The following is a 24,245-nucleotide window of genomic DNA, read 5'->3' as shown; positions in this document are numbered from 1 at the left end:
ATTACATATGGCTTAATCCACTGAAAGGGTATATTTAGCTCTCTCAGTAGTTATTCCAGCCTTGCGATCACTTATGTCCTCAATCCGAAGCCCGTCAATAGCTAAGTCATAGGTGGAGTGTGGTAGCGATACTAGCTCACCATCGGCGTTTAAAGTGCTGCCAAATCCTTTTAATATTAATGCACTCCCAAGATAATCATCGATAACATCCTCCGCACTCCGAAACTCAACAGCCTCTAGATTAAAATGAATTTTATCCAGATCACGAAGCTCTTTCTTTTCAATTACAATAGTTTCATTCACATGACTGTTAATCCAGTCCATAAGTTTCTGTATACTTTGTTCCATTAGATGATCCCACCCTTACCTCGAAGATTATTATGTTTAAGTTACCCTTTTCTTAGGATTTGAATCCTTACTTTTGCCACATCTGAGCGGATTTGAACAAAGGAAGGTACTGAGGAATAGCGAATGTTACAGAATAGCAACAACAGAGATAATCCTCTACAACCAGAATAAGGATAGAAGAAAGTTAACTATTCTAAAAAGGGGGGAGTGTTATTGATTCAGCTAACTGAGGTCTCAAAATATTATCAGGAGAGGTGTGCAGTTGATCGAATTACTTTCACGGTGGAGAAAGGTGAGGTCTTTGGATTTCTAGGTCCCAATGGTGCAGGGAAGACTACAACGATGCGCATGATGACAGGGCTTCTTCAGTCTACAAGCGGAGAAATTTTAATTAATGGCATGAATATTTCACGTCATAAAAAAGAAATCCATGCTCAAATTGGTGTTGTTTTCGAGCTTCCGAACCTATACATGCGTAGTTCTATTCGAAATAATCTGGAGCTGTTCGCTGATCTGTATAGGGTAGCAGGAAATCGAGTGAATGAAGTCATGGAAACCCTCCAGCTGTTAGATAAGGAAAAAGCTAAAGTAAGCAGCTTATCCAAAGGCTGGAAGCAGCGTGTTCTAATCGCCAGAGCATTATTACATAAGCCTCAAGTGTTGTTTTTAGATGAGCCTACAAGTGGGTTAGATCCAAATTCAGCTTCACTCATACGTAATCACGTCAAGAGAATTCAAGAAGAAGGCACAACCATTGTCTTAACGACGCATGATATGTACGAAGCCGAGGAATTAAGCAATAGAGTGGGCATCATGCACGCTGGTGCATTAGTGGCACTCGATGAACCGCATAGACTTAAGACCATTTATGGTAAACCAGAAATTGAAGTTAAATATCAGCAGGATGGTAAAGTGGTTATGAAATCCTGGCCGATTGCAGAAGAAGCTACTAAAGATCATATCTATCAGTTAATGTCTACGAATCAAATTCTAAGTATGCACAGCAAAGAAGCTTCGCTGGCAGATGTATTCGCTGCCCTGACGGGAAGTGAGCTAAGTTGAGTTATCAGATATGGAAGCTGTTTAAACATGAAAGTAAGGATATACTGGGTAATCCTGCGACTGTAATTCTAATAATTTTGCCTATATTTATGGCTAAAATCATCATCACTGTAGTGGACAAGAGCGGTTTGGACTTCATGCTTCTTTCTACATGGATATTATTTGCGCAAGTGATGGTTGGGATCATGATTACCGGCCCAGGATTAATTGAGGAGCGGGAGAGTAAGACTTATGATGCGCTGTTGATTACTCCGCTAAGCAGAGGCCAGATTATTACAGCGAAAGCTGGATCTGTTCTTGTTTTTTCTTTGTTATCACAGCTGATTGTTTATGTACTAAATCAAGGTTTGACAATGGATTTACTCCCTTCCTTATTGTATATGTTATTGGGTGGAATTATCTTTGTACAAGTTGGAATTATCATTGGTTTAAAGGTAAGTTCCTCCAAAAATGGTTCAGCCATCAGCTCCGCATTTATGGTTGTTTTTTTCTTAGTTGCTTCTGTGTACGTCGCTCTTCCAGAATGGACTTATCCGATCTTTGTTATTCTGCCAAGTATTGAAATCGTCCAGAATTTGAACAGTATTCTAAATGGAGAAGGAGTATTGCTCCTAGAAAGCCTGCTTTTGCTCTTGTGGATTGTGGTACTTTCGCTCTGGATTTGGAAGACGGGCAAAGCGTAGAACTTGTCAGAAGCAAATTACCATGGTATAGTTCAAGACGCAATATGCATGAAGAAGAAGTCTGCACGGATTGTGCAGGAGAGGTTCGCGAACTCCCTCTATAAAAAACTAAGAGTATATTAAATCTTATAAGCGGATGCAGTCCTTAACCCGGACGTTGCTTCCGTTTCTTCTTAGTGGAGCAAAGTTTTCGAAATCTCGTTCTTCTTTCCATTACCGGCCAAGGCCGAAGGAAAAGAGAGGGGTTTTTTGTCGTGTCAGAAGGAAGATTGAAAGAGGAAATGCAAGAAGTCACTTTACTTGGTAATCAGGGAACGCAGTACAAGTTTGGTTATGATCCAGCTATTCTTGAGGTGTTTGATAACAAGCATCCAGGGCGTGATTATTTTGTTAAATTCAACTGCCCTGAGTTTACTAGCTTATGTCCTGTTACAGGCCAGCCGGATTTTGCCACACTGTATATTTCGTATATTCCTGAACAGAAAATGGTGGAATCTAAATCATTAAAGCTGTATCTGTTTAGCTTCCGTAACCACGGTGACTTTCATGAGGACTGCGTCAACATTATTATGAATGATCTGATCTCACTGATGGACCCACGATACATTGAGGTATGGGGCAAGTTCACTCCGCGTGGTGGAATATCTATTGATCCTTATTGCAACTATGGAAGACCGGGTACGAAGTATGAGGCGATGGCGGAGCACCGCTTAATGAATCACGACCTCTATCCGGAAAAAGTGGATAACCGCTAATCCCAACAAGTTGATAAGGAGAGATTAAGATGAACAAAAAAGCACTCGTCGTATTTAGCGGCGGACAAGATAGCACCACTTGCCTGGTTTGGGCAATGAAGCAGTTTGAGGAAGTGCAGGTAGTTACCTTTAATTATAATCAGCGTCATGCGGCTGAAATCGAAGTTGCTACAGAAATAGCAGCTAAGTTTAATGTAAAACAGCATATCCTTGATCTTGGGCTGCTTAATCAGCTGGCACCAAATGCACTAACCCGCCAGGATATTGATATCGTTGCTGGCGAAGGTGATGAGCTTCCTAGTACATTTGTTGACGGACGGAATCTGTTATTTTTGTCTTTTTCCGCAATATTAGCTAAACAATTGGGTTACTCCCATATCGTCACTGGTGTCTGCCAAACGGATTTTAGCGGGTATCCGGACTGCCGTGATGTATTTGTGAAATCATTGAATGTTACGCTGAATTTATCTATGGACTATGAGTTTGCGATACACACTCCATTGATGTGGCTGGATAAAAAAGAAACGTGGAAGATGGCAGATGAACTTGGTTATTTTGATTATGTTCGCGAACACACATTGACCTGTTACAACGGTATTATTGGCAGTGGCTGCGGTACTTGTCCAGCCTGTCTGTTGCGTCAGCGTGGTCTTGAGCAATATGAGGCGGAGAGAATGGAGGCCGGTTCTTAATGCTTAACGAGGTTTCAGTCTGCAAAATATTTACGTTTGATGCGGCGCATCAACTAATTGGTCACAAAGGGAAATGCAGCAATCTGCACGGACATACTTATAAGCTCGAAGTAGTGCTTAAGGGCAAACCAGAGGCTACGGAAGGCCATTCAGACGAAGGGTTTGTTATTGACTTCAGCGATATCAAGGCGACTGTACAACAAAGCCTTGTAGATCGTTTAGATCACGCTTTTCTTGCTATGGGAAATGAACCTGTGTTAGAGACGTTAACGAATACGGGCTCCAAAGTAGCCTTGTTGTCATTCCGCACCACAGTGGAGAATATGTCTTCATATATTGCCTACAAGCTTAAGCAAGCAGGGTTGCCTTTGTACTCGGTAAAGCTATGGGAGACTCCAACCTCCTGGGCAGAGGTGCTGGCTGAAGATGTTCCGGATGAAGGGCCATCCTACCGTTTATATGGAGGCTGTGACTGTGAGTAAGATTCCTGTAATTGAAATGTTCGGTCCGACTATTCAAGGCGAAGGTGCGGTAATTGGAGTGAAGACGATGTTTGTCCGCACCTATGGCTGCGATTATCGCTGTGGCTGGTGTGACTCTGCTTTTACTTGGGATGGTACTGCTAAGGATAAGGTTCGAATGATGACCTCGGATGAAATTATGAATGAACTTTTAGCTATAGCTGGAGATAATTTCGACTGTGTTACGATTTCAGGCGGAAATCCTGCTTTGATTGGTGACGGGATGGGCACTTTTATTAACCTGCTACATGAGCGCGGGATTCAAGCTGCAATAGAAACTCAGGGGAGTAAATGGCAGGAGTGGTTCAATGACGTGGATGTGCTGACAATTAGCCCTAAACCCCCAAGCTCAGGAATGACGACGAATTGGAAAATGCTAGATAACATCATGAGTAAAATGGAGAAACTGGGTCGTTCTACGCATAGCTTGAAGGTCGTAGTGTTTGACGATAAGGATTTTGATTATGCAAAAGACATTCACCAGCGATATCCCAATGTGCAGCTCTTTCTGCAGCCTGGGAATGATGATGTCACTGAAGAAGGCGACATTTCTGCTCGACTTTTGGGAAGGCTGGAATGGTTGTTTAATAAAGTAATCATAGACTCTGAGATGAATAGAGTACGTGTCCTTCCACAGCTGCATGCATTGATCTGGCATAATAAGCGTGGCAAGTAAAAAGTATTTAAATGTAATGGGTGTCTGCTCAGCAGATGCCCTTTTTTTATTGATTTAAGCCTTTAAATAGTAGATAGAATGTCCCATAATCTGGTATGATTTTCATAAAAGTAGTAGGAGGTACTAAATGGGAAATTCAACTGCACTATTAATTATCGATGTTCAAGAAGCTATGTTCTCCTATCCTGATCAAAAGCTGTATGATGAAGAGGGTGTAATGGAGAGAATTATTTCCCTTCAGAACAAAGCTAGGGTAGCAGGTACTCCAATAGTTTATATTCAACACACCGAGGATGAGGAATATACAAAAGGTACGCCCACATGGCAGATCAGTCACCGCATCACACCGCAGGAAGGTGAAGTTATTGTGGAGAAGCCTACTTGGGATGCTTTTCACCGAACCGAACTGCAAGAGGAGCTACAGAAGCTGGGGATCACGAATCTGGTGATTTGTGGGATGCAAAGTGAGTTCTGCCTAGATACGACAATAAGACGCGCATACAGTATGGGTTATAAGAGTGTTCTCGTACAAGATGCTCATAGCACCTTTGATAATGGGGTACTGAATAGTAGTGAGATCGTTAAGCATCATAATGCAGTAATCGGAGGGAGATTCGCCCAGTTACGAGCTGAAAGCGAGGTTCAGTTCTAGATGAGTACACCTCAGGCTGCCATGAAACCTATTCAGCGTTCTCGACTTAGACTATTTGCCGGAAAGCGATATTTTATTTGGAAAAGATATTTGAAATGGTGCACTAGCCGCAGCAAGGTGGCGAAGCAGCGCACTAGTGAAATTTTATCTAATGAAGTAATGACTCATGCTACACCGTTATTAAGAAGTCTACGGAATGTAGATATGGTGCTTCAATACAATAAAATAACCAATTTACGTCTGGCGATAACGAAGCTGGATGGGCTCATGGTGCGCCCGGGTGAGACTTTTTCCTATTGGAGAAGCATCGGTAAGCCCAGTAAGCGAAAAGGGTATCTAGAGGGGATGGTGCTGCATTATGGTGGCTTCCATTCTGGAGTCGGCGGGGGACTGTGCCAGTTGTCCAATCTGATCTACTGGTTGACACTGCATACACCTCTTACGGTTACAGAACGGCATCGGCACAGCTATGATGTATTTCCAGATGAACAGCGTACACAGCCATTTGGAAGCGGGGCCACCTGTTCTTATAATTATTTGGATCTTCAAGTGAAGAATAACACGAATCAAACGTATCAATTAAAGCTCTGGCTGGATGACAGCCATTTGCATGGGGAATGGAGATGCGATGAGCAGTCCCTTTATAAATATGAAGTGTACGAAAGTGATCATCGGATAAGCCTAGAACCATGGGGCGGATATATCCGTAGCAATAAGATCAGTCGAAAAATATTCACACGTACCGGCGACCTAGTTGGAGATGAAGCTGTAACGGATAACTATGCGCTTATGATGTATTCTCCGCTTCTTCATGGATAAGAGGATAAGGTAATGGGTTATAACATAGAAGACACGTTATCGTTCTATCCTATGCTATACTCAAAGGAGCGGCTTAACAGCATGAAAGCATTAACCTACCAAGGGAAGAAGAAAGTGAAAGTTAAAGAGGTTGCTGATCCGAAGATTGAGAAAAAGGATGACATTATCGTTCGAATTACTTCTACAGCGATTTGTGGCTCAGATCTGCACATTTTTAACGGTGAAATTCCAGGTATGCATGATGACTATGTTATTGGTCATGAGCCCATGGGCATTGTTGAGGAGACCGGTCCAGACGTAACTAAGGTCAAGAAAGGCGACCGGATCATTATTCCCTTTAATGTAGCCTGTGGTCAGTGCTACTTCTGCCAGCATGAGATGGAGAGTCAATGCAACAATGCTAATGACGCCAAGGATACAGGCGGATATCTGGGTTATTCCGATACTTATGGGGGCTTTGCAGGAGGGCAAGCCGAATTACTGCGGGTTCCTTATGGTAATTTCGGCCCTTTTGTCGTTCCTGAGGATGCAGAAATGGAAGATGAGAAAATTCTTTTCTTATCTGATATTGTTCCTACTGCTTGGTGGGGAGTAGAAAGCGGCGGAGTGAAGCCAGGGGATACAGTCATTGTTCTCGGCTGCGGGCCTGTTGGTCTGCTTACTCAGAAGTTTGCCTGGATCAAAGGCGCCTCAAGAGTAATTGCAGTTGATCATATTGGCTACCGTCTGCAGCATGCGAAGCTGACCAATAATGTCGAAATTTACAACTTTGAAGAGATTAAGGATATTGAAGCTCATTTGAAGGAGATAACACATGGGGGAGCAGATGTAGTTATTGACTGTGTAGGTTTGGATGCCAAAATATCTGCTTTGGAGAAAGTGGAAACCACTCTGAAGCTACAGGGAGGCTCACTCAGTGCATTTAGAATGGCCTCGGATATCGTACGTAAATTCGGAACTATTCAGCTTGTAGGAGTTTATGGGCTTAATTACAATATGTTCCCTTTGGGTCATCTATTTGAACGCAACATTACTTTAAAAATGGGACAGGCTCCAGTGATTCACTATATGCCTTTGCTTTATAAGATGATTAAAGAGAATAAATTTGATCCAACAGATATCATTACACATCGCTTGCCTATCAGCAAAGCGGAGCATGGCTATGACATTTTTAGTGAGAAAAAAGAGGATTGCATCAAGGTGGTTCTGAAACCTTAGCCTTTAAGAAGCATGAGCTCTCGTCAGAAATGACATTGCTTATGCTTTTTTTAGTGAAATCTAATGAAAATAGATGCATTTTTTCGCGGTCTGCGTTAAATTAACATAAGTGACTTAAGATAGTGAAAGGACGCGTACCATGTGAAGCTTAAAAAACCGCCACTTCCTATTCCGATTTTAATGTTGATTGGGATTGTGGCCATCTCTTTTTCCGCCATTTTTATTAAGTGGTCTGCAGCGCCAGCATCTATACAAGGAATGTATCGGCTGTTGTTCACCTCGCTGCTGATGTTGCCTTTTGCAAGACCATACAGCGGAGCAGCGTTCGCTCTTCGTAAAAAGGACTGGATCATGCTAGTGCTCTCAGGCACTATGCTAGCTCTACATTTTTTGCTTTGGATGGGCTCTTTGAAGTATACTTCGGTAGCTAGTTCAACGATGATCATGGCGCTGGAGCCAGTGTTTATTATGCTGGGCGTTTATTTTTTGTATAAGGAAAAAACGGCTGTGTCTGCTATTCTGGGGCTGAGTATTGCTATAGGCGGAGTAGTGTTTATCGGTTGGGGCGATATTGGTATCTCTGCAGATAATCTTAAAGGTGATTTGTTATCGGTTGGAGGAACAGTAGCGGTAGCTGTGCATATGCTTATCGGTCAAAAGCTTGTAGTGCGCATGCCCTCATACCTGTACAGCTTGATAGTGTTCTTGTCAGCGGCTGGCGTGTTTGCCATATACAATCTGATTATGGGGATTTCCTTCTTCAACTATCCCGCGAATGAGTGGGGAATTTTCCTATTGCTAGCAGTGGTTCCTACGGTGGTCGGTCATATTTTATTTAATTGGCTGCTTCAGTATGTATCCGCAACTACGGTATCTATGAACATCTTAGGAGAACCAGTGGGTGCTAGTATCCTTGCTTATCTGCTATTAGGTGAACAATTAACTGCGCTACAATGGGCAGGTGGACTTTTGGTTATGTTTGGACTGGGCGTATATTTGTACGCTGGAAGAAAGAAAACGATTCAGGTGGCAGATGCCATTCAGAATGCTTCATAACAGATATTTTAATCATAAAGGGGTCGCAAGGTATGGAAGAACAAGATCAAAATTTAGAACTACATCCTGGAAAAGGCACTGCGCCAACGAGTGAGGAACTATGGAACGAAGACACGTACACAGCTTGGGTTGCTCGATTTGGTACACCGTCTGAGGCTGCAGCCAAGTTAATTAAGGAACCAAGTGCAAAGCTGTACCCGCTCTCTTCTTATTTTGGAGATGTACAGGGTAAAAAGATGATGAATCTCATGGGATCAAACGGAATGAAAGCAGTCGCGCTGTCATTACTTGGAGCGGACCTTACTGTTGCTGACTTCTCAGAAGCTAATGCGCGTTATGCAGCTGATCTCGCACAAGAAGCAGGTGTTCAGCTTAACTATATCGTATCAGATGTTCTTAAGCTGCCAGATCACGTGCTTGATGGTTCATATGATATCGTATTTGCTGAATTAGGAATTGTACACTACTTTACCGACCTAGCACCGTTTATGGAAACCGTCCGCCATTTACTTTCTCCTGGTGGGATTTTTGTTCTACGTGATTTCCATCCTGTGACAACTAAGCTTATATCCTCTAAGGGTTCTACAGCGAAGGTTCGTAAGCACAAAGTTAGCGGGGACTATTTCGATACGACATTGGAAGAAAAAAAGGTCTCGTACTCTAAGTATTTGCCTTCCACAGGCAAACCAATAGACGAACAGGAACATAGCGTTGTATATTGGCGCCGCTGGACGCTTGGAGAAATTGTAACTGCTGCTGCCAGTTCCGGGCTTGTGATCCGCCAATTGATCGAAGAACCCAATCTATCCTCGGATGTTTATGATAAAGGAATACCAAAGACATTCACCTTGGTGGCAGGAAAGGGTCAGAACCTGTAGGCTATTCGAATGTAACTGTTATACACATATGAGCTTATCTAAAGGCTACTTCGTCCGTAAAAGGACGGTGTAGTCTTTTTTGCTTGCTTCAAAACATAAAATTTTAAACTTTTTTACGGAGATTATTCCATTACATTGGAAACTTATAGGTAATATAATAATTTTACATTCAATATTTGAAAGCGATTACTTTACAAAAAGGCATTTATAAAGGATTTGAGGTGGATATGAAATGGACGAAGTATTGCTACGAATGGCGGGGATTGATAAATTTTTTCCTGGTGTTCATGCATTGAATCAATGTCAATTTGAGCTGAAGCGTGGGGAAGTGCATGCCTTAGTCGGTGAAAATGGCGCAGGAAAGTCTACCTTAATGAAGATTGCAACAGGAGTCTATTCCAAGGATGCGGGTCAGATGTGGTACAAGGGATCTGAGGTGGAAATTGCCAATACTCGTGCTGCGCAGGAACTCGGGATTAGTATTATCCATCAGGAACTGAACCTAATGCCGCATCTTACAGTGGCCCAAAATATATTTATTGGTCGTGAGCCACGTAAGGCATTGAAATGGTTCGTTGATGATCTGGAGCTAAATCGTAAGGTGCAGAAACTGTTTGATCAGATGAATCTAAAGCTTGATCCGAAGACCTTGGTCTCAGACCTGACTGTTGCCAATCAGCAAATGGTTGAAATCGCCAAAGCCTTGTCCTTTAATGCGGAGGTACTCATCATGGATGAACCAACTGCAGCGTTGACTGATACGGAAATTAACGAGTTATTCCGTATGATCGAGCAATTACGAGAAGAAGGTGTGGGCATTATTTACATCTCTCACCGCATGGATGAGTTGAAACGGATCACAGACCGCATTACAGTCATGCGGGATGGTTGTTACGTGGATACTGTTCGGACGGATTCAATAACCATTGATCAGATTATTAGCATGATGGTTGGTCGTGAACTGTATCAAACGTCGAAACCAACACATTCGTTACAGACAGAGCAAGTCGTACTAGAGGTTCGAAACTTATCCAGTGGGCAAATGTTGAAGGATATCAGCTTTCATCTGAATAAAGGTGAGATTCTGGGCTTCGCTGGATTAATGGGCGCTGGACGTACTGAGGTTGTTCGTGCCGTATTTGGGGCTGATCCTATCGATAAGGGTGAGATTAAGCTGCATGGAAATACGGTTCGTATAAAACAGCCTCACCAAGCCGTGCAGCATGGAATTGGCTATTTGTCCGAAGATCGCAAACGCTACGGGCTGCTTGTAGATATGGACATTAGCATGAATAATGCGATTGCTTCCTTCTATAAATTCCGTAATGCATTCGGATGGATGAGGGATCGGGAGATGCGAAAGTCCGCGGAGCAGCATGCGGAAGCACTAGCAACCAAGACTCCAAGTGTAAGTCAAAAAGTCAAATTCTTATCCGGTGGGAATCAGCAAAAAGTAGTTATTGGGAAATGGTTAACGAGAGATTGCGATGTGTTGATCTTTGACGAGCCAACACGTGGTATTGATGTAGGAGCGAAAAGTGAGATCTATAAGTTGCTTGATCAGCTAGCAGGTGAGGGAAAAGCGATCATTATAGTCTCTTCAGATCTCCCAGAGATTCTAAGAATGAGCCATCGCATTATTGTCATGTGTGAAGGACGTATAACTGGTGAACTACTCGCAGAAGAAGCATCGCAAGAAGCGATAATGAAATATGCGACGATGCGTTCATAATCGTTCAATGTTTATCGGAGGTGTCAAGGTCATGAAGATCGCAGATAAAGGGATTAGCCAGCCTATCAGCTCGAAGCAAACCGGGGCGCAATCAGGGTTTAAACAAAAATTACTAGCATTCGCAAGTTTGATCATTCTGCTCATCGTATTTTCAGTAGCATCAAGTAACTTTTTTCAGTTTTCTAACCTAGTTGGAATCCTCGTCTCGACAGCTGTAATTGGGGTATTAGCGCTGGGCGCAACCTTTGTAATTATTACGGGCGGGATCGACCTTGCTTTGGGTACTGTGATGACCTTCTCCTCGGTGATGGTTGGCGTCATCATTACATTCTGGGGCCTACCTGTTCCACTCGGAATTGTAGGCGGGATTCTAGCTGGTGCACTATGCGGTTTTATAAGTGGTTTAATGGTGGCGAAAATGAATATTCCACCTTTTATTGCTACTCTGGCGATCATGATGGTCACTAAAGGATTGTCACTTGTCATAACGGGTGCCAAGCCGATTTATTTCAATGATGATCCGATTTTTGCCAAGATTGCAATGGGCAAGATGATCCCAGGCATTCCTAACACCATCGTAATCTTCCTATTGCTCGGTGTTATCGCAAGCATCATCTTATCGAAGACAATTATTGGACGCTATAACTTTGCACTTGGGAGCAATGAAGAAGCAACTCGCTTATCAGGTGTGAATACGGTCAAATGGAAGATTGTGATCTATACCATCACAGGGATTTTCAGCGGAATCGCTGGTATCCTGATGGCATCACGTCTAAATTCAGCCCAACCATCACTTGGCACTGGTTATGAACTTGAAGCTATAGCGGCTGTCGTCATTGGAGGCACATCTTTAAGCGGGGGCGTAGGTTCTATTCTAGGTACAATTATTGGTGCACTGATTATGAGTGTACTGACGAATGGCTTACAGATTATGTCCGTTGCTCAGGAATGGCGGACAGTCATTGTTGGTGTTGTAATCATCATAGCAGTGTATGCTGATATTCTTCGCAGACGGAAGCAATGAACGAGGTATTATCTCCATACGGAGTGATATACAAAGCAAATGACGAGGGGGAAGATTTAAATGAAACAACGTCGAAGAGGGATTATCATGCTTGCCAGTTTGTTATTGGCTACTACCTTACTTGGTGCTTGTAACAACAGTGATAGCAAAAAGAGTGCATCCGGTTCAGACAAACCATATATCCCAGTCATTTCAAAAGGCTTCCAGCATCAATTCTGGCAAGCGGTGAAGCAAGGAGCCGAGAAGGCTGCCAAGGAGTTTAATGTCGAGATTACGTTTGAAGGACCTGAAAACGAGAGTCAGGTAGATAAACAAATTGAAATGCTGCAGACGGCGCTAGATAAGAAACCAGCAGCAATCGCGTTAGCAGCTCTCGATAGCAAAGCAGCGATTCCATATCTGGAAAAGGCAAAGGAAAACAATATTCCAATCATTGGCTTTGACTCTGGTGTAGATAGCGATATTCCTGTAGCAACCGCAGCGACTGACAATAAAGCGGCAGCAGCTTTGGCAGCTGATAAAATGGCTGAGTTGATCGGCAAAAAGGGTAAAGTAGGTTTAGTTGTACATGACCAAACAAGCAGTACAGGTCAACAGCGTCGTGATGGCTTCTTAGAACAAATGAAAGCGAAATATCCAGATATTGAAGTGTTAGAGCCGCAATATGGCGGTGGAGATCAGTTAAAGTCCACGGATCTTGCAAAAGCGATGATGCAAGCCAATCCGGACCTTAAAGGAATCTATGGCTCAAACGAAGGATCTGCAGTAGGAGTAGCTAATGCAGTAAATGAATTACAGATGGGTGGTAAGATTGTAGTTATCGGCTTTGACTCCGGTAAACAGTTAATGGATGCTATTCGTAGTGGTGTTGTAGCTGGCGCTGTTACACAGGACCCCATTGGTATTGGGTATCAAGCGGTGAAGGCAGCTGTGCAGGCGATTAAAGGGGAAACCGTAGAAAAGAATATTGATACCGGGTTTCACTGGTACGATAAGAACAATATAGATTCCGATGAGATCAAACCTCTGCTGTACGAATAGAAGAGATTAATAATAGAGGTTGCCTCAAGAAGGCAACCTCTATTATGCTTATCCCAAAAGGTAAACATTTACATTACATGTACTCGATGAGTCAATAGCTGAGGAGGTGTTGGATGTATAAGATTATTCTAGTTGATGATGAAGACGAGGTTCGTGAGGGGATTAAACAGAAGATAGCATGGAATAATCATGGTTTTGAACTTGTTGGAGATTTCGATAACGGCAGAGATGCCCTTGATGCAGTCGAGCAGTATCGACCGGATGTGATTATTACAGATATTTGCATGCCCTTTATGGATGGACTAGGATTGGCTAAAGCTGTAATGGAACGATACCGGGACATGAAGGTCATTATCGTAACTGGTTATGAAGACTTCGAATACGCTAAACAGGCTATAACCTTGAAGGTGACGGAATATTTGTTAAAACCAATTAATGCTCGTGAGTTTGCCGAATATCTAAGCAAGATGAAGCAGGATTTGGATGAAGAGCATTTACAAAAGGCCAATATCGCTAAGCTTCGTATGCAATTAAATCAGAGCTTTCCTTTGCTTCGCGAACGTTTTCTGGAGAAGCTTGTTACTACTCGTATGAAAAACGACGAGATCGAGAATAAAATGAATTATTTTCATATACAGCTGCAGGGTGAGGCTAATCTTGCAATCGTAATCGATATAGAAATGGACAATCGTAGCCTGGATATTGCTTCTGATGCTGAGCTACTGCGCTTTGCTGCTTTTAACATTGTGCAGGAGCAACTTGAGAAGGAGCAGGGCGGTGTCGTATTTCAGACGAGAGATGGGAAACTCGCTGCGATATTATCAGGGGATTCCGAAGAGATCGAAGTCACAACACAACTTCTTGCAGATCAAGTACAAACCAGCCTGAACAAGTACTTGAAGCTGACTGCAACCATCGGCATCGGTAGAAAATACGCTGATTTACAGCAAATTCCACAATCATTCCAGGAAGCGATTTCATCCATAGAATATCGATATCTTTTAGGTATAGATAAGGTTATCTCCATACAGGATCTTGAGTTCGGCAAAGGATTGGATCAAGCACATTTCTCTTCATGGGAAAAGCAATTCATATCCGCGTTGAAGACAGGTAAAGCATCAGCGATCTCGGAGGTCCTCACAAAATGGTTTCAGGAGCTAAAAAGCAATAGCTCTTCTATAGAAGACTGCCGCAGTAGCCTCTACCAAATGCTCGTCTCTCTAATGAACTATGTGGTCGATATCGGATTCCCAAATACAGAGCTTGTTTCGCATAATATGTTTGCTGAGGTTGCAGCCCTTAAGACTTTAGATGAAGCTAGGAATTATTTGGAGAGAACTTGCCATGAGTTGATACTCAAGCTATCGGAACAAAGAACAACCGTCAGAACCTCTCAGATGAAGGCAGCAGAAGCTTATATTCGGGAGAATTATTGTAATGACAGCTTTTCACTTAATCAACTGTGCAGCCATATTTTTATGAGCATCAGTTATTTCAGTGTGACTTTTAAACAGCATACTGGAGAGACTTTTATTGAGTATTTGACTCGTCTCCGTTTGGAAAAAGCTAAAGAGCTCCTTACCGTCACACAGTTGAAGACTTATGACATCGCTGCTAGAGTTGGCTATGCTGATCCACAGTACTTTAGTGTGATTTTCAAACGTAATGTTGGGATCACACCGAAGGAATATCGACAGCGACAGAAGGAGAATCTCCTTCTATGAAACCTCATCGCTTCTTCCGAAGTCGAAGTATTCATAATAATATCGCTATTTCTTTTTCCCTTCTTATTCTCTGCACAACTATAGTTCTGAGCTATACTTCATACCGACTCTCCTCAGCTGCCGTCATGGGGAATTCCGTAGCCTATACTTCACAATTAATAGAACAAGTAAAACTGAACATCGAGAATTATATTAGTAACATGGAGAGTATTGCTGCTTTGGTATTAACTAGTAGTGATCTTGAGAGATATGTAAAAGGTTCGAGTTCGGGACAAGATGGAAAAGTCAAAGATAAGCAGTTAGCCAGCCAATATCTTCGATCTGTCGTCCAATCCCGCACCGACATTTCTTCTATAGTGTATGCAAGCTCAGAGGGGATAACGGTTTCGGATCGACTGGACGCGGTTTTGAAACCGCTTCCTGAGTTGATTGCTCAAGAGTGGTATCTGCAAGCTTTGAACCAGACGGGAGTGGCTGTCTCCTCTTCACATGTGCAGCACTTATTTCAAGATGAATATCGTTGGGTAGTATCGATCAGTAGAAAGCTATCAGATACCTTTTCAGAAATGGAAGCAGATCGACAAGGTGTGCTACTTGTAGATCTTAATTACAGCGTTATTAACAATTTGTGCAAACAAATCGAACTGGGAAAACGCGGTTATGTATTCATCGTAGATCCGTCAGGGAGCCTAGTCTATCATCCTCAACAGCAGCTGATCTACTCGCAGCTCAAGTTCGAGCAATTGGAAACCGTTCTTGGGATTAAAAGCGGGTCGGTTACAGTGAACACAGGGAACGAGCAGAAGCTGTACACGGTGGATACAACCAGCTTTGGTTGGAAGATTGTGGGGGTGACCTATCCAGATGATCTGGTTGCTAACAAACAGCAGATGCAAGGTACAGCTGCCTTGTGGGGAGCAGTAAGTCTCATCTTTGCCATGGCTATATCTGTGCTTCTTTCGTACGCACTAACTAAGCCACTCAAGAATCTTGAAATAAACATGAAAAAGGCTGAACGCGGAGAGTTCGACATTCGTGTGGAAATTGAGAGCACGAACGAAATTGGCAAGCTTGCCCGAACATTTAATCTGATGATCATGAAGATTAAAGAGTTAATGAGCCAGATTGTGATGGAGCAAGAGATGAAGCGTGTGAGTGAGTTGAAGGCATTACAAGCACAGATTAAGCCCCACTTTTTGTACAATACGCTAGACTCGATCATCTGGATGGCAGAGACCGGTAAGATGGAGGAGGTGGTCGAAATGACCTCATCATTATCGAAGCTGATGCGTTCTACGATTGGTGAGGGCGAGGAATTGATTCCGATCGCAAGAGAATTAGAACATATTCGACACTATCTAACGATTCAGAATATGCGCTATCGCCATAAATTCACATATTCGCTAGAAGTGGATGAAGACATTCTTGAATGTAGTATATTGAAATTGGTCCTTCAACCCTTAGTTGAAAATGCGATTTATCATGGGATAAAGCATAATCCTGAGCAAGGCCACATCCTGATAAGGGGCAAAAGAGAGAATAATGATATTACCATTCAGGTTATAGATAATGGTGTTGGTATGAATCCAGAGCAGATGAACAAGTTATTGCTTCAAAAGGCAGATTACAGGATTGGCAGTGGGGTTGGCGTCGCAAATGTGAACCATCGCATTCAGCTATATTTCGGGGACCATTACGGGTTGTCTTTTACGAGTGAAATGGAAGAAGGGACGACGGTCACTTTAAGAATTCCTGCGCTCTATGAGGAGGAGAATCCATGAGCTCACTATGGTCGAAAATAGGCTTGTCTGCTCTACTGGTAATCTTCATTGTAGCGCTCGGGTGGGCAGGTTATCATATGTTTATGAACGATCTTGATCCAAAGGTCAGAACCATTATCTACGTTCCTAAGACTATCGATACCAGTATTGAATTCTGGGAGGTAATGAAACAAGGAGTGGCGACTGCTGCCAAGGAATTCGGTGCAGATGTCCATACGGTAGGAACAGATACCGAGCTAGATGTAGATAAGCAGATTCAATTACTGGAACAGGCGATTGAGGAGAAGCCCGATGCCATTATTTTAGCTGCTACCGACTATTATCGTCTCGTTCCGGTTGCAGAGCAGATTAAGGCGGCTGGTATCACTCTTATTACGGTGGATTCGGGACTGAACGGCGGTGTATCGGAGAGCTTTATCGCCACAGATAATTATGAAGCAGGCCGTAAAGCAGCGCAGAAGTTGATTGAAAATATTCATAGCGACGATCAAGTCGCCATTATGAATTTTGTACAAGGCTCCGCTACAGCTATCGAGAGGGAGAAAGGGGTTCGGGATGCTTTATCTCAGAATGGAGTTAATCTTGTGCAGGATACCCTTTACAGTAACGGATCTTCGAAGAAGGCATATCAATTAACTGTTGATCTTCTAAAGAATCAGCCACAACTAAAGGGAATCATTGGCCTAAATGAGCCCTCTACATTAGGTGCGGGACTGGCGATTATGGATATGGGCTTAAAATCAAAAGTGAAGCTGGTTGGGTTCGACAATTCCAGTAGTGAGGTTCAGTTGCTGGAGAACGAAACGATGCTGGGAACGGTGATTCAAAAACCTTTTACTATGGGGTACTTGGCTGTGAAAACTGCACTTGAAGTCGTTTCAGGTCACAAAGTAGCTCCTGTTATGGATACAGGCTCCGAATTCATTACGAAGGAAAATATGTACACAAGTGAGAATGAAAAGTTAATGTTTCCCTTTATAGAATAAGCAAATAAGAGCGCTCAAAACCATTTTGGCTTTGGGCGCTCCCTTTTATAAAATAGAAGGACCTATTAGTTGTTGTTTAATATATCGGCAAAAGATTGCTGCAACGGTGTTAATATATGATCTTTTCGCCAAGCCAGTACAAAACCACCGCTCTCAGGCAAAACTCCCGGTAGAGGAGCATAACAAAGACGACCTAACGCAAGTTCTGCTTCAATGCTAACTCTAGAACAAATGCCTACGCCATCTCCCTCGCTAATTAACTTCTTTAGAGTTTCAGGTGAATTCAACTCGGATCGGTTCCACAAGCGAATATGATTTATTTCTGACCATTGATCCGCAAATCCCCGTAAACAAGAACCACCCTCATACTGAATCCAAGGCTCAAGCGCGATCTGTTCTGGTGTTAACTTCTCTATAGTTGCAAAAGGGTGACCAGGGGCAAAAATGAGCACAGGCTCGTCGCGGACAACCAGCTGAAAGTTAAAGGATTCATCATGCCAATCAGAAGTGTGTAAAATAGCCATTTGAATTTCTCGGCTTCGGAGTCGTTCCTTTAACAAAGTATCACTTTGGATCGACATTGAATTATTAATCCCAGGATATTGTTTCATGAATTGGATTAGCGCTTTAGGTAAAATATAAGTTGCAGGTATATAACTTGCTTCCAGCTTTAAAGTACCTTGTGTTGGTGAAGAAAACTGTTTAACAGTACGTTCAGCTTCGGCTGTAAGTGAGACAATCTTGAGCGCATATTGATAAAGGGCCCGGCCCGCATCTGTGAGCAGTACTCTTCCACTTCGATATTGGAATAAAGGCGTTCCAAATTCATTCTCTAGATTCTTCATATGAAAAGATACTGTGGGTTGTTTAAGGCCTAATTCAGCGGCTACATCGGTTACTTTCTTATATTTTTCAAGTAGGATAACGATCTTTAACTTCATAATATTCATGACTTTCCTCCGTACAATGATAAGTTGGATAACAAATTATATCTCCATTATAGATTAAATCTATACATATATATAGTTTCTATTGGTATTTTTATCGTTGGCTTTACAAAGTTAAGAAGTTTCTCTAACGAACGAGCTCTAGAATAAGAAGAGTCAGAGGGGCTAAGAAGCTCCGGACAACAACAATAACATATGCGTACAATGCACTTTTACAGTAAACAAGCATATGGGGGCCAAAGCTCCACAACACCATGTTAAAGCTTGCGAAGCCAGTTCCGTATGAACTGTATGAGGAAGCTGTGCTAACAAAACATTTAGGAGGAGACAAAACAATGCAATTCAAAAAATCTTGGGTTATGACTTTGGCTTTAACAAGCGTACTAGCACTTTCAGCTTGCGGTAATGGTGGGGCAAACAACACGGGAGGAAACGCTGCAGCTACAAATGAAGGTAGCGGCGCTAAAATAAGTGGTTCGATTCTAGCTTCAGGTTCAACAGCACTACAACCATTGGTTGAGCTGGTAGCCGAGAATTTCATGGATAAAAATGCTGGTGTGGACATTCAAGTTCAAGGCGGCGGCAGTGGTACTGGTCTTACTCAAGTAGCTGAGAAACAAGTAGATATCGGTAACTCTGACGTATTCGCAGAAGAAAAACTAAAAGATGCAGATGCAGAAAAAGCAGCAGCTCTTGTAGATCATCAAGTAGCAGTAGTAGCGATCGCAGCAGTAACCCATCCGGATGCTGGTGTAGACAGCTTGACTAAGCAACAGCTTATCGATATTTTTACAGGAAAAGTTACAAACTTTAAAGAAGTTGGCGGAGCGGATCAAAAAATCCAAATCATCAACCGTCCAGGCAGCTCCGGTACTCGCGCAACCTTTGAAAGCTTTGCACTTGGAACTAAAACTGAAGATATCCCAGGATCGATTCAAGAAGATTCCTCCGGTACTGTTAAGAAAATGATCGGAGAAACTCCAGGGGCTATCGGTTATCTGGCTTTTTCATACCTTGATGATTCAATCAAAACACTTAGCCTTGATGGTGTAGAAGCATCTGTAGACAATGTTATTTCTGGTAAATATCCAGTATGGGCTTACGAGCACATGTACACAAACGGCGAACCAAATGAAACAGTAAAAGCATTCCTTGACTTTTTCTTAACAGACGAAGTACAAACAGGTGAAGTCGTTGAGCTTGGATACATTCCAGCAGTAAAAATGCAAGTTACTCGTGACGTTGCAGGAAATGTTACAGCTAAGTAATTCACTTCTAAGTAATTTGTAAGGATTAGAATCTCAAGTGATTAGAGGCGGATACATCTGCCTCTCTTTTCACTTTAGAAAGAGGGAGCAATTAAGGGTGAAACTAAAGAACTCACGCATCGAGAAACATCATATTGAAGATTTTGTGGGACGTACATATATGTCCTTCTGTGTACTGCTATTGATAACAATCATTGTATCGATGGTATATTTTGTGGCGTCTAAAGGTATTTCAACTTTCACAAGCGGTGATGTTAGCGTTACTGATTTTCTATTCGGAACAAAGTGGTCACCTGAAGCAGATACGCCATCCTTTGGTGCTTTTCCGTTTATTACTGGATCCTTCTTAGTTACTCTACTTGCAGCATTGATTGCTAGTCCACTTAGCCTTTGCGCTGCGCTGTTCATGACTGAAATTGTCCCAGGATGGGGCAAAAAATTGCTTCAGCCCGTAATCGAGCTGTTGGCAGGTATCCCTTCAGTTGTTTATGGTTTCATCGGATTAAGTGTTATTGTACCGTTTCTACGCAACAACCTGCCTGGTCAAGGCATCGGGGTAGCTGCAGGCGCGCTTGTGCTCTCGGTCATGATTCTTCCGACGATTACAAGCGTGGCTGCAGACGCGCTGGCTTCATTGCCGCAAAATTTAAAGGAATCCTCCTATGCGCTTGGTGCCACCCGGTGGCAGACGATCTCTCGAGTGATTATTCCGACAACGTTTCCTGCTATTATGACTGGTATTGTACTGGGGATGGCACGTGCATTCGGTGAAGCCCTTGCTGTACAGATGGTTATCGGGAATGCGCCATTCGTACCAAAATCACTCTTTGAATCAGCTTCTACCCTGACGAGTGTAATCACACTTGGAATGGGGAACACAACCATGGGCTCTGCGCACAATAATGCTCTGTGGAGTATGGCACTGGTTCTTATGTTGATGACCTTTGTATTTGTCTTCTTTGTGAGACTGCTTGAAAGGAGAAATAAAATTTGAAGCCTAGAACCGTAAATAAAATTGCCACAAGCCTTATTGTGTTTTTCGCATTGCTCATCGTAGCTATTCTGGTTGGTCTATTAGGATATATCCTCTTTCGGGGTCTTAGTCACATTAGTTGGGATTTTCTATTCTCTGCACCGCAAAAAATTCGAGCAGGTGGAGGAATTGGCCCTCAGCTATTCAACTCCTTATTCCTTTTGGTACTCACGCTAATAATTACAGTACCTCTAGGACTGGGTGCCGGTATTTACATGGCTGAATATGCTCGTCCGGGAAAAATCACCGGCTTTATTCGCTTAATTGTTGAGGTATTATCTTCGTTCCCTTCAATCGTAGTCGGCTTGTTTGGTCTATTGCTGATTGTTAACTATTTTAATCTTGGCTTTTCCTTAATCTCTGGAGCACTGGCATTGACGGTCTTTAATCTACCGCTGATGGTTCGGATTACTGAGCAAGCTTTTCGTAGTGTTCCGAAGCAACAAAAAGAGGCTGGTTTTGCGCTAGGATTGTCCAAGTGGAAGATCGTAACCTCCGTGTTGTTCCCAGTAGCATTACCAACGATTATTACGGGTACTATTTTGTCTGCTGGCCGTGTCTTTGGGGAAGCAGCCGCGTTGATGTTCACTGCAGGAATGAGTAGCCCAAGACTAGATTTCACTGACTGGAATCCACTTAGTCCGAACTCACCACTGAATCCTTTCCGTCCAGCTGAAACACTGGCTGTTCATATCTGGAAGGTAAATAGTGAAGGCCTTGCTCCTGATGCCGCGCAAATTGCTGCGGGAGCTTCAGCAGTACTTGTAATTATGGTGTTAATCTTCAACTTGGCAGCACGTTATTTCGGTAGATTTATTTATCGTAAGCTTACAGCTTCAAAAAGAATGAACTAATTCCTAAAAACTAAAGTAGAGATGTAGGAGGAGTAATCGATGGGAACGTCGGCAACAGCAGTGCGTGAATCTTTTCAAACCGAGGACCTGAGTATTTTTTATGGAACATATGAGGCTGTAAAGGGGATTAGTCTTCCTTTTGCTGAAAATACGGTTACTGCACTGATCGGCCCATCCGGCTGCGGTAAATCAACCTTTCTTCGTTCACTGAACCGTATGAATGACGAAATCTCCGGATCAACAACCAAAGGAAGCATCTGGATTGATGGCGTTGATATTAATGCTCCTGGCACAGACGTTATCAAACTGCGTCAGAAGATCGGTATGGTTTGGCAAAAGCCCAATCCGTTCTATAAATCCATTTATGATAACATCGCCTTTGGACCGAAGTACCATGGGGTAAAAGGAAAAAAAGCACTCGATGAGATTGTAGAGAGCAGCCTTCGTAAAGCAGCGTTGTGGGATGAAGTGAAGGACCGGTTAAAAGATTCAGCATTAGCTTTGTCCGGTGGACAACAGCAGCGCCTTTGTATTGCAAGAGCGTTGTCAGTTAACCCACAAATTCTACTCTTGGACGAACCAGCATCCGCACTAGATCCGGTTTCCACTGGTAAAGTAGAGGAGCTCATCAAGGAGTTAAAAGAAGAGCTACGCATAGTAATCGTGACACACAACATGCAGCAAGCTGCACGGATTTCTGATTATACGGCTTACTTCTATCTGGGATCCCTTATAGAATACGATAAGACGGATAAGGTCTTTACTAATCCAGAGAATCAAATGACACAAGAATATATCATGGGTCGTTTCGGCTGAAGCCTTTCAACATCGTTCCTTAGGGAACGGTGTTTTTTGTTTCTATTATTTGCAAAAGGCAGATAGATACTGTATCATTAATGATAATGATTATCATTATTATTATAGGGAGTGGATCTCATGACACAAACTCAACCGACTCAAAAGAATAGCGTAGCTGAAGTAATAAGAGAAAGACGCTCTATTAAGCTTTTTAAAAAAGATCCACTGCCGCAAGGTCTCTTAGAGGAATTGTTAAATGTAGCTGTATGGGCGCCGAATCATGGGGTGCGTGAGCCGTGGAGATTTATTGCTTTTCAAGGTGATGGTACAAAGTTCTTGGCTGAAGCGGCATTTGCTTTCGTGAAACGTGCTTTTTCTGATCCTGAAGTGGCTGCTAAGCGAAAAGAATATATCTCAAATATTCCTTTAACGTTAATTGTGGTGATGCCTGAGGATCCTCGGCAGAGAGAGTGGGATGAGGATTTTGCAGCAGCGTCAGCACTTGTGCAGAACTTCCAGCTAGCGGCTTGGGAGCAAGGCGTGGGAACGATTTGGAAGACCGATCCTTATATCAATAATCCTGAATTCCGTAACAAAATTGGTGTGAAGCCAGGAGAGAAGATCATAGCTATGATCCATGCCGGATACCCGGAGACTGTGCCAGACAGCCGTCCACGAACGGATGCTTCTGAACTATTGAAGATCATTGATAGCTATCCAGAGAACGATGTAGTGGAATAAGCAGAAGGTTTTACGGTATTTGAATAATGAATATTAAAAGAATATATATCCGAAGCATCCGAAGGGGTGCTTTTTTGTTGTAAGTTCAAGCTCCTAATGTCGTATGGTTGGATAGCAAAATCGCGTTAAATGTTTATAGCAATATATAATGTACATAATGAATGATATTGATTACAATTTGGTTAAGTGGATGAATTTAAATAAGGAGGGAAAAGCGTGGGGGAGAACAAGAACATCAAGATGAAACTGGCACGTATACAAAAAGATCTTTCCCAAGAACAGTTAGCGGAAGTTGTAGGGGTTACAAGACAGACGATTGGTCTGATTGAAGCCGGGAACTATAACCCAACGCTTAAGTTGTGCATAGCTATCTGCAAGGCATTGGATCGATCTTTAAACGATATTTTTTGGGAGGAATAAGGGTGAGCAGGACAAGGATTAAGGATGAGCGGATTATCAGTGAAATTCAGAAGTTTAGTACGCATGGTTTTATGATTGTGTTCGTGGGCTTTATGGTTAGTCTTTTGGTAAAAGTGTTTATTCTGCAATGGGACATTAAGTATTGGTTGGATACGTTTGTGATTGTGATGGGAGGGTGTTTGTATATAACTGTTCGTTCCGTCAAAAATGGAATATATCTGCTACCGAGTAAAGAAGGCGATGTAAGACGGTATAAGAAAATCAATTTAATTGGGGGAGCTGTCAGTACGTTAATATGGGCCGCTTTAATGTTCCTATCTGATTTTAGAGAAGCCGGGGAGTTGGATATTGCTAAAAGTATCATGAGCACCCTTGTGGGTTCCGTTATATTTTTCGTTGGGATTACATGGATGCAGTGGTTCATTATTAAAAGATCTAATAAAAATGCGAACAAAAGTCTAGAGGGTTAGTTGGGTGAAAAATTCACTCTTGTAAAACTAATATGATTAGTTTATATTTAAGCTAATACCATTAGT

Annotated in this window: 26 protein-coding genes and 1 riboswitch; of the genes, 24 read left to right on the top strand and 2 right to left on the bottom strand. The window is 42.6% G+C overall.

The window, feature by feature from the left end; genetic code table 11:
- Positions 1-12: 12 nt before the first annotated feature.
- The gene (locus tag NST34_RS16990; RefSeq protein ID WP_076283600.1) at positions 13-348 is read right to left on the bottom strand and encodes a hypothetical protein; all 336 of its coding nucleotides are present in this window, start codon (positions 346-348) and stop codon (positions 13-15) included.
- Between the two features lie 213 nt (positions 349-561).
- On the opposite strand from NST34_RS16990, the gene NST34_RS16985 reads away from it, so the two are divergent.
- The 17 genes from NST34_RS16985 to NST34_RS16905 all read left to right on the top strand — a co-directional run bounded on the left by NST34_RS16985 (position 562) and on the right by NST34_RS16905 (position 17,648).
- Complete coding sequence (locus NST34_RS16985) at positions 562-1,410, top strand: ABC transporter ATP-binding protein (RefSeq protein WP_076283601.1); 849 nt, start codon at positions 562-564, stop codon at positions 1,408-1,410.
- The gene (locus NST34_RS16980) at positions 1,407-2,093 is read left to right on the top strand and encodes an ABC transporter permease (RefSeq protein WP_149647438.1); all 687 of its coding nucleotides are present in this window, start codon (positions 1,407-1,409) and stop codon (positions 2,091-2,093) included. Before NST34_RS16985 ends, NST34_RS16980 begins: the two co-directional genes overlap by 4 nt.
- Positions 2,094-2,167: 74 nt before the next feature.
- Positions 2,168-2,211, top strand: a riboswitch (PreQ1 riboswitch).
- A 163-nt stretch (positions 2,212-2,374) separates the two neighbouring features.
- A complete protein-coding gene (queF, locus tag NST34_RS16975) occupies positions 2,375-2,848 on the top strand; it encodes a preQ(1) synthase (protein ID WP_042193989.1) in 474 nt (157 codons plus the stop codon).
- A 29-nt stretch (positions 2,849-2,877) separates the two neighbouring features.
- Entirely contained in the window at positions 2,878-3,540 is a 663-nt protein-coding gene (gene queC / locus NST34_RS16970) for a 7-cyano-7-deazaguanine synthase QueC (RefSeq protein ID WP_076283604.1), read from the top strand.
- A complete protein-coding gene (locus NST34_RS16965; protein WP_076283605.1) occupies positions 3,540-4,022 on the top strand; it encodes a 6-pyruvoyl trahydropterin synthase family protein in 483 nt (160 codons plus the stop codon). Before queC ends, NST34_RS16965 begins: the two co-directional genes overlap by 1 nt.
- Positions 4,015-4,737, top strand: coding sequence for a 7-carboxy-7-deazaguanine synthase QueE (gene queE / locus NST34_RS16960; protein ID WP_188114709.1), 723 nt, complete (start codon positions 4,015-4,017; stop codon positions 4,735-4,737). The genes NST34_RS16965 and queE overlap by 8 nt, the downstream gene beginning before the upstream one ends.
- Before the next feature lie 127 nt (positions 4,738-4,864).
- The gene (locus NST34_RS16955) at positions 4,865-5,389 is read left to right on the top strand and encodes a cysteine hydrolase family protein (protein ID WP_042188616.1); all 525 of its coding nucleotides are present in this window, start codon (positions 4,865-4,867) and stop codon (positions 5,387-5,389) included.
- A complete protein-coding gene (locus tag NST34_RS16950; RefSeq protein WP_262495755.1) occupies positions 5,390-6,208 on the top strand; it encodes a VanW family protein in 819 nt (272 codons plus the stop codon).
- 81 nt (positions 6,209-6,289) lie between these two features.
- On the top strand, positions 6,290-7,426 hold the full coding sequence (locus tag NST34_RS16945) for a zinc-dependent alcohol dehydrogenase (protein ID WP_341128348.1): 1,137 nt from the start codon (positions 6,290-6,292) through the stop codon (positions 7,424-7,426).
- 141 nt (positions 7,427-7,567) lie between these two features.
- Complete coding sequence (locus NST34_RS16940; RefSeq protein WP_341128347.1) at positions 7,568-8,482, top strand: DMT family transporter; 915 nt, start codon at positions 7,568-7,570, stop codon at positions 8,480-8,482.
- Between the two features lie 32 nt (positions 8,483-8,514).
- Entirely contained in the window at positions 8,515-9,360 is an 846-nt protein-coding gene (locus NST34_RS16935) for a class I SAM-dependent methyltransferase (RefSeq protein WP_042188610.1), read from the top strand.
- 232 nt (positions 9,361-9,592) lie between these two features.
- Positions 9,593-11,092 (top strand): sugar ABC transporter ATP-binding protein, encoded by a 1,500-nt coding sequence (locus NST34_RS16930; protein ID WP_341128346.1) that lies wholly within the window; start codon positions 9,593-9,595, stop codon positions 11,090-11,092.
- 31 nt (positions 11,093-11,123) lie between these two features.
- Positions 11,124-12,116 carry an ABC transporter permease gene (locus tag NST34_RS16925; protein WP_341128345.1) on the top strand — a complete coding sequence of 331 codons (993 nt, stop codon included), beginning with the start codon at positions 11,124-11,126 and terminating at the stop codon, positions 12,114-12,116.
- Positions 12,117-12,176: 60 nt separating this feature from the next.
- On the top strand, positions 12,177-13,157 hold the full coding sequence (locus NST34_RS16920) for an ABC transporter substrate-binding protein (protein ID WP_060623448.1): 981 nt from the start codon (positions 12,177-12,179) through the stop codon (positions 13,155-13,157).
- A 113-nt stretch (positions 13,158-13,270) separates the two neighbouring features.
- Positions 13,271-14,881: a response regulator gene (locus tag NST34_RS16915; protein ID WP_341060947.1), complete on the top strand. Its 1,611-nt coding sequence runs from the start codon at positions 13,271-13,273 to the stop codon at positions 14,879-14,881.
- Positions 14,878-16,662 (top strand): cache domain-containing sensor histidine kinase, encoded by a 1,785-nt coding sequence (locus NST34_RS16910; RefSeq protein WP_076283612.1) that lies wholly within the window; start codon positions 14,878-14,880, stop codon positions 16,660-16,662. The genes NST34_RS16915 and NST34_RS16910 overlap by 4 nt, the downstream gene beginning before the upstream one ends.
- Entirely contained in the window at positions 16,659-17,648 is a 990-nt protein-coding gene (locus NST34_RS16905) for a substrate-binding domain-containing protein (RefSeq protein WP_341060945.1), read from the top strand. Before NST34_RS16910 ends, NST34_RS16905 begins: the two co-directional genes overlap by 4 nt.
- Before the next feature lie 65 nt (positions 17,649-17,713).
- Here NST34_RS16905 and NST34_RS16900 read toward each other — a convergent pair whose 3' ends face one another.
- Positions 17,714-18,598, bottom strand: coding sequence for a LysR family transcriptional regulator (locus NST34_RS16900; protein ID WP_341128344.1), 885 nt, complete (start codon positions 18,596-18,598; stop codon positions 17,714-17,716).
- A 332-nt stretch (positions 18,599-18,930) separates the two neighbouring features.
- On the opposite strand from NST34_RS16900, the gene NST34_RS16895 reads away from it, so the two are divergent.
- The 7 genes from NST34_RS16895 to NST34_RS16865 all read left to right on the top strand — a co-directional run bounded on the left by NST34_RS16895 (position 18,931) and on the right by NST34_RS16865 (position 24,179).
- A complete protein-coding gene (locus tag NST34_RS16895; protein WP_341128343.1) occupies positions 18,931-19,863 on the top strand; it encodes a phosphate ABC transporter substrate-binding protein PstS family protein in 933 nt (310 codons plus the stop codon).
- Between the two features lie 97 nt (positions 19,864-19,960).
- Entirely contained in the window at positions 19,961-20,857 is an 897-nt protein-coding gene (gene pstC / locus NST34_RS16890) for a phosphate ABC transporter permease subunit PstC (protein WP_076298709.1), read from the top strand.
- On the top strand, positions 20,854-21,750 hold the full coding sequence (pstA, locus tag NST34_RS16885) for a phosphate ABC transporter permease PstA (RefSeq protein WP_341128342.1): 897 nt from the start codon (positions 20,854-20,856) through the stop codon (positions 21,748-21,750). The genes pstC and pstA overlap by 4 nt, the downstream gene beginning before the upstream one ends.
- A 39-nt stretch (positions 21,751-21,789) precedes the next feature.
- Positions 21,790-22,566 (top strand): phosphate ABC transporter ATP-binding protein PstB, encoded by a 777-nt coding sequence (gene pstB, locus NST34_RS16880; RefSeq protein ID WP_042188599.1) that lies wholly within the window; start codon positions 21,790-21,792, stop codon positions 22,564-22,566.
- A gap of 120 nt (positions 22,567-22,686) precedes the next feature.
- On the top strand, positions 22,687-23,289 hold the full coding sequence (locus NST34_RS16875; protein ID WP_076283615.1) for a nitroreductase family protein: 603 nt from the start codon (positions 22,687-22,689) through the stop codon (positions 23,287-23,289).
- A gap of 240 nt (positions 23,290-23,529) precedes the next feature.
- Positions 23,530-23,709: a helix-turn-helix transcriptional regulator gene (locus NST34_RS16870; RefSeq protein WP_042132222.1), complete on the top strand. Its 180-nt coding sequence runs from the start codon at positions 23,530-23,532 to the stop codon at positions 23,707-23,709.
- 2 nt (positions 23,710-23,711) lie between these two features.
- Complete coding sequence (locus tag NST34_RS16865; protein ID WP_341128341.1) at positions 23,712-24,179, top strand: DUF6773 family protein; 468 nt, start codon at positions 23,712-23,714, stop codon at positions 24,177-24,179.
- Positions 24,180-24,245 lie beyond the last annotated feature (66 nt).

The sequence above is a fragment of the Paenibacillus sp. FSL H7-0714 genome, assembly GCF_038003765.1.
GTDB lineage: Bacteria > Bacillota > Bacilli > Paenibacillales > Paenibacillaceae > Paenibacillus_AQ.
The sequence above is the reverse complement of the archived record's forward strand: the minus strand, read 5'-3'. Positions and strand labels throughout refer to the sequence as shown.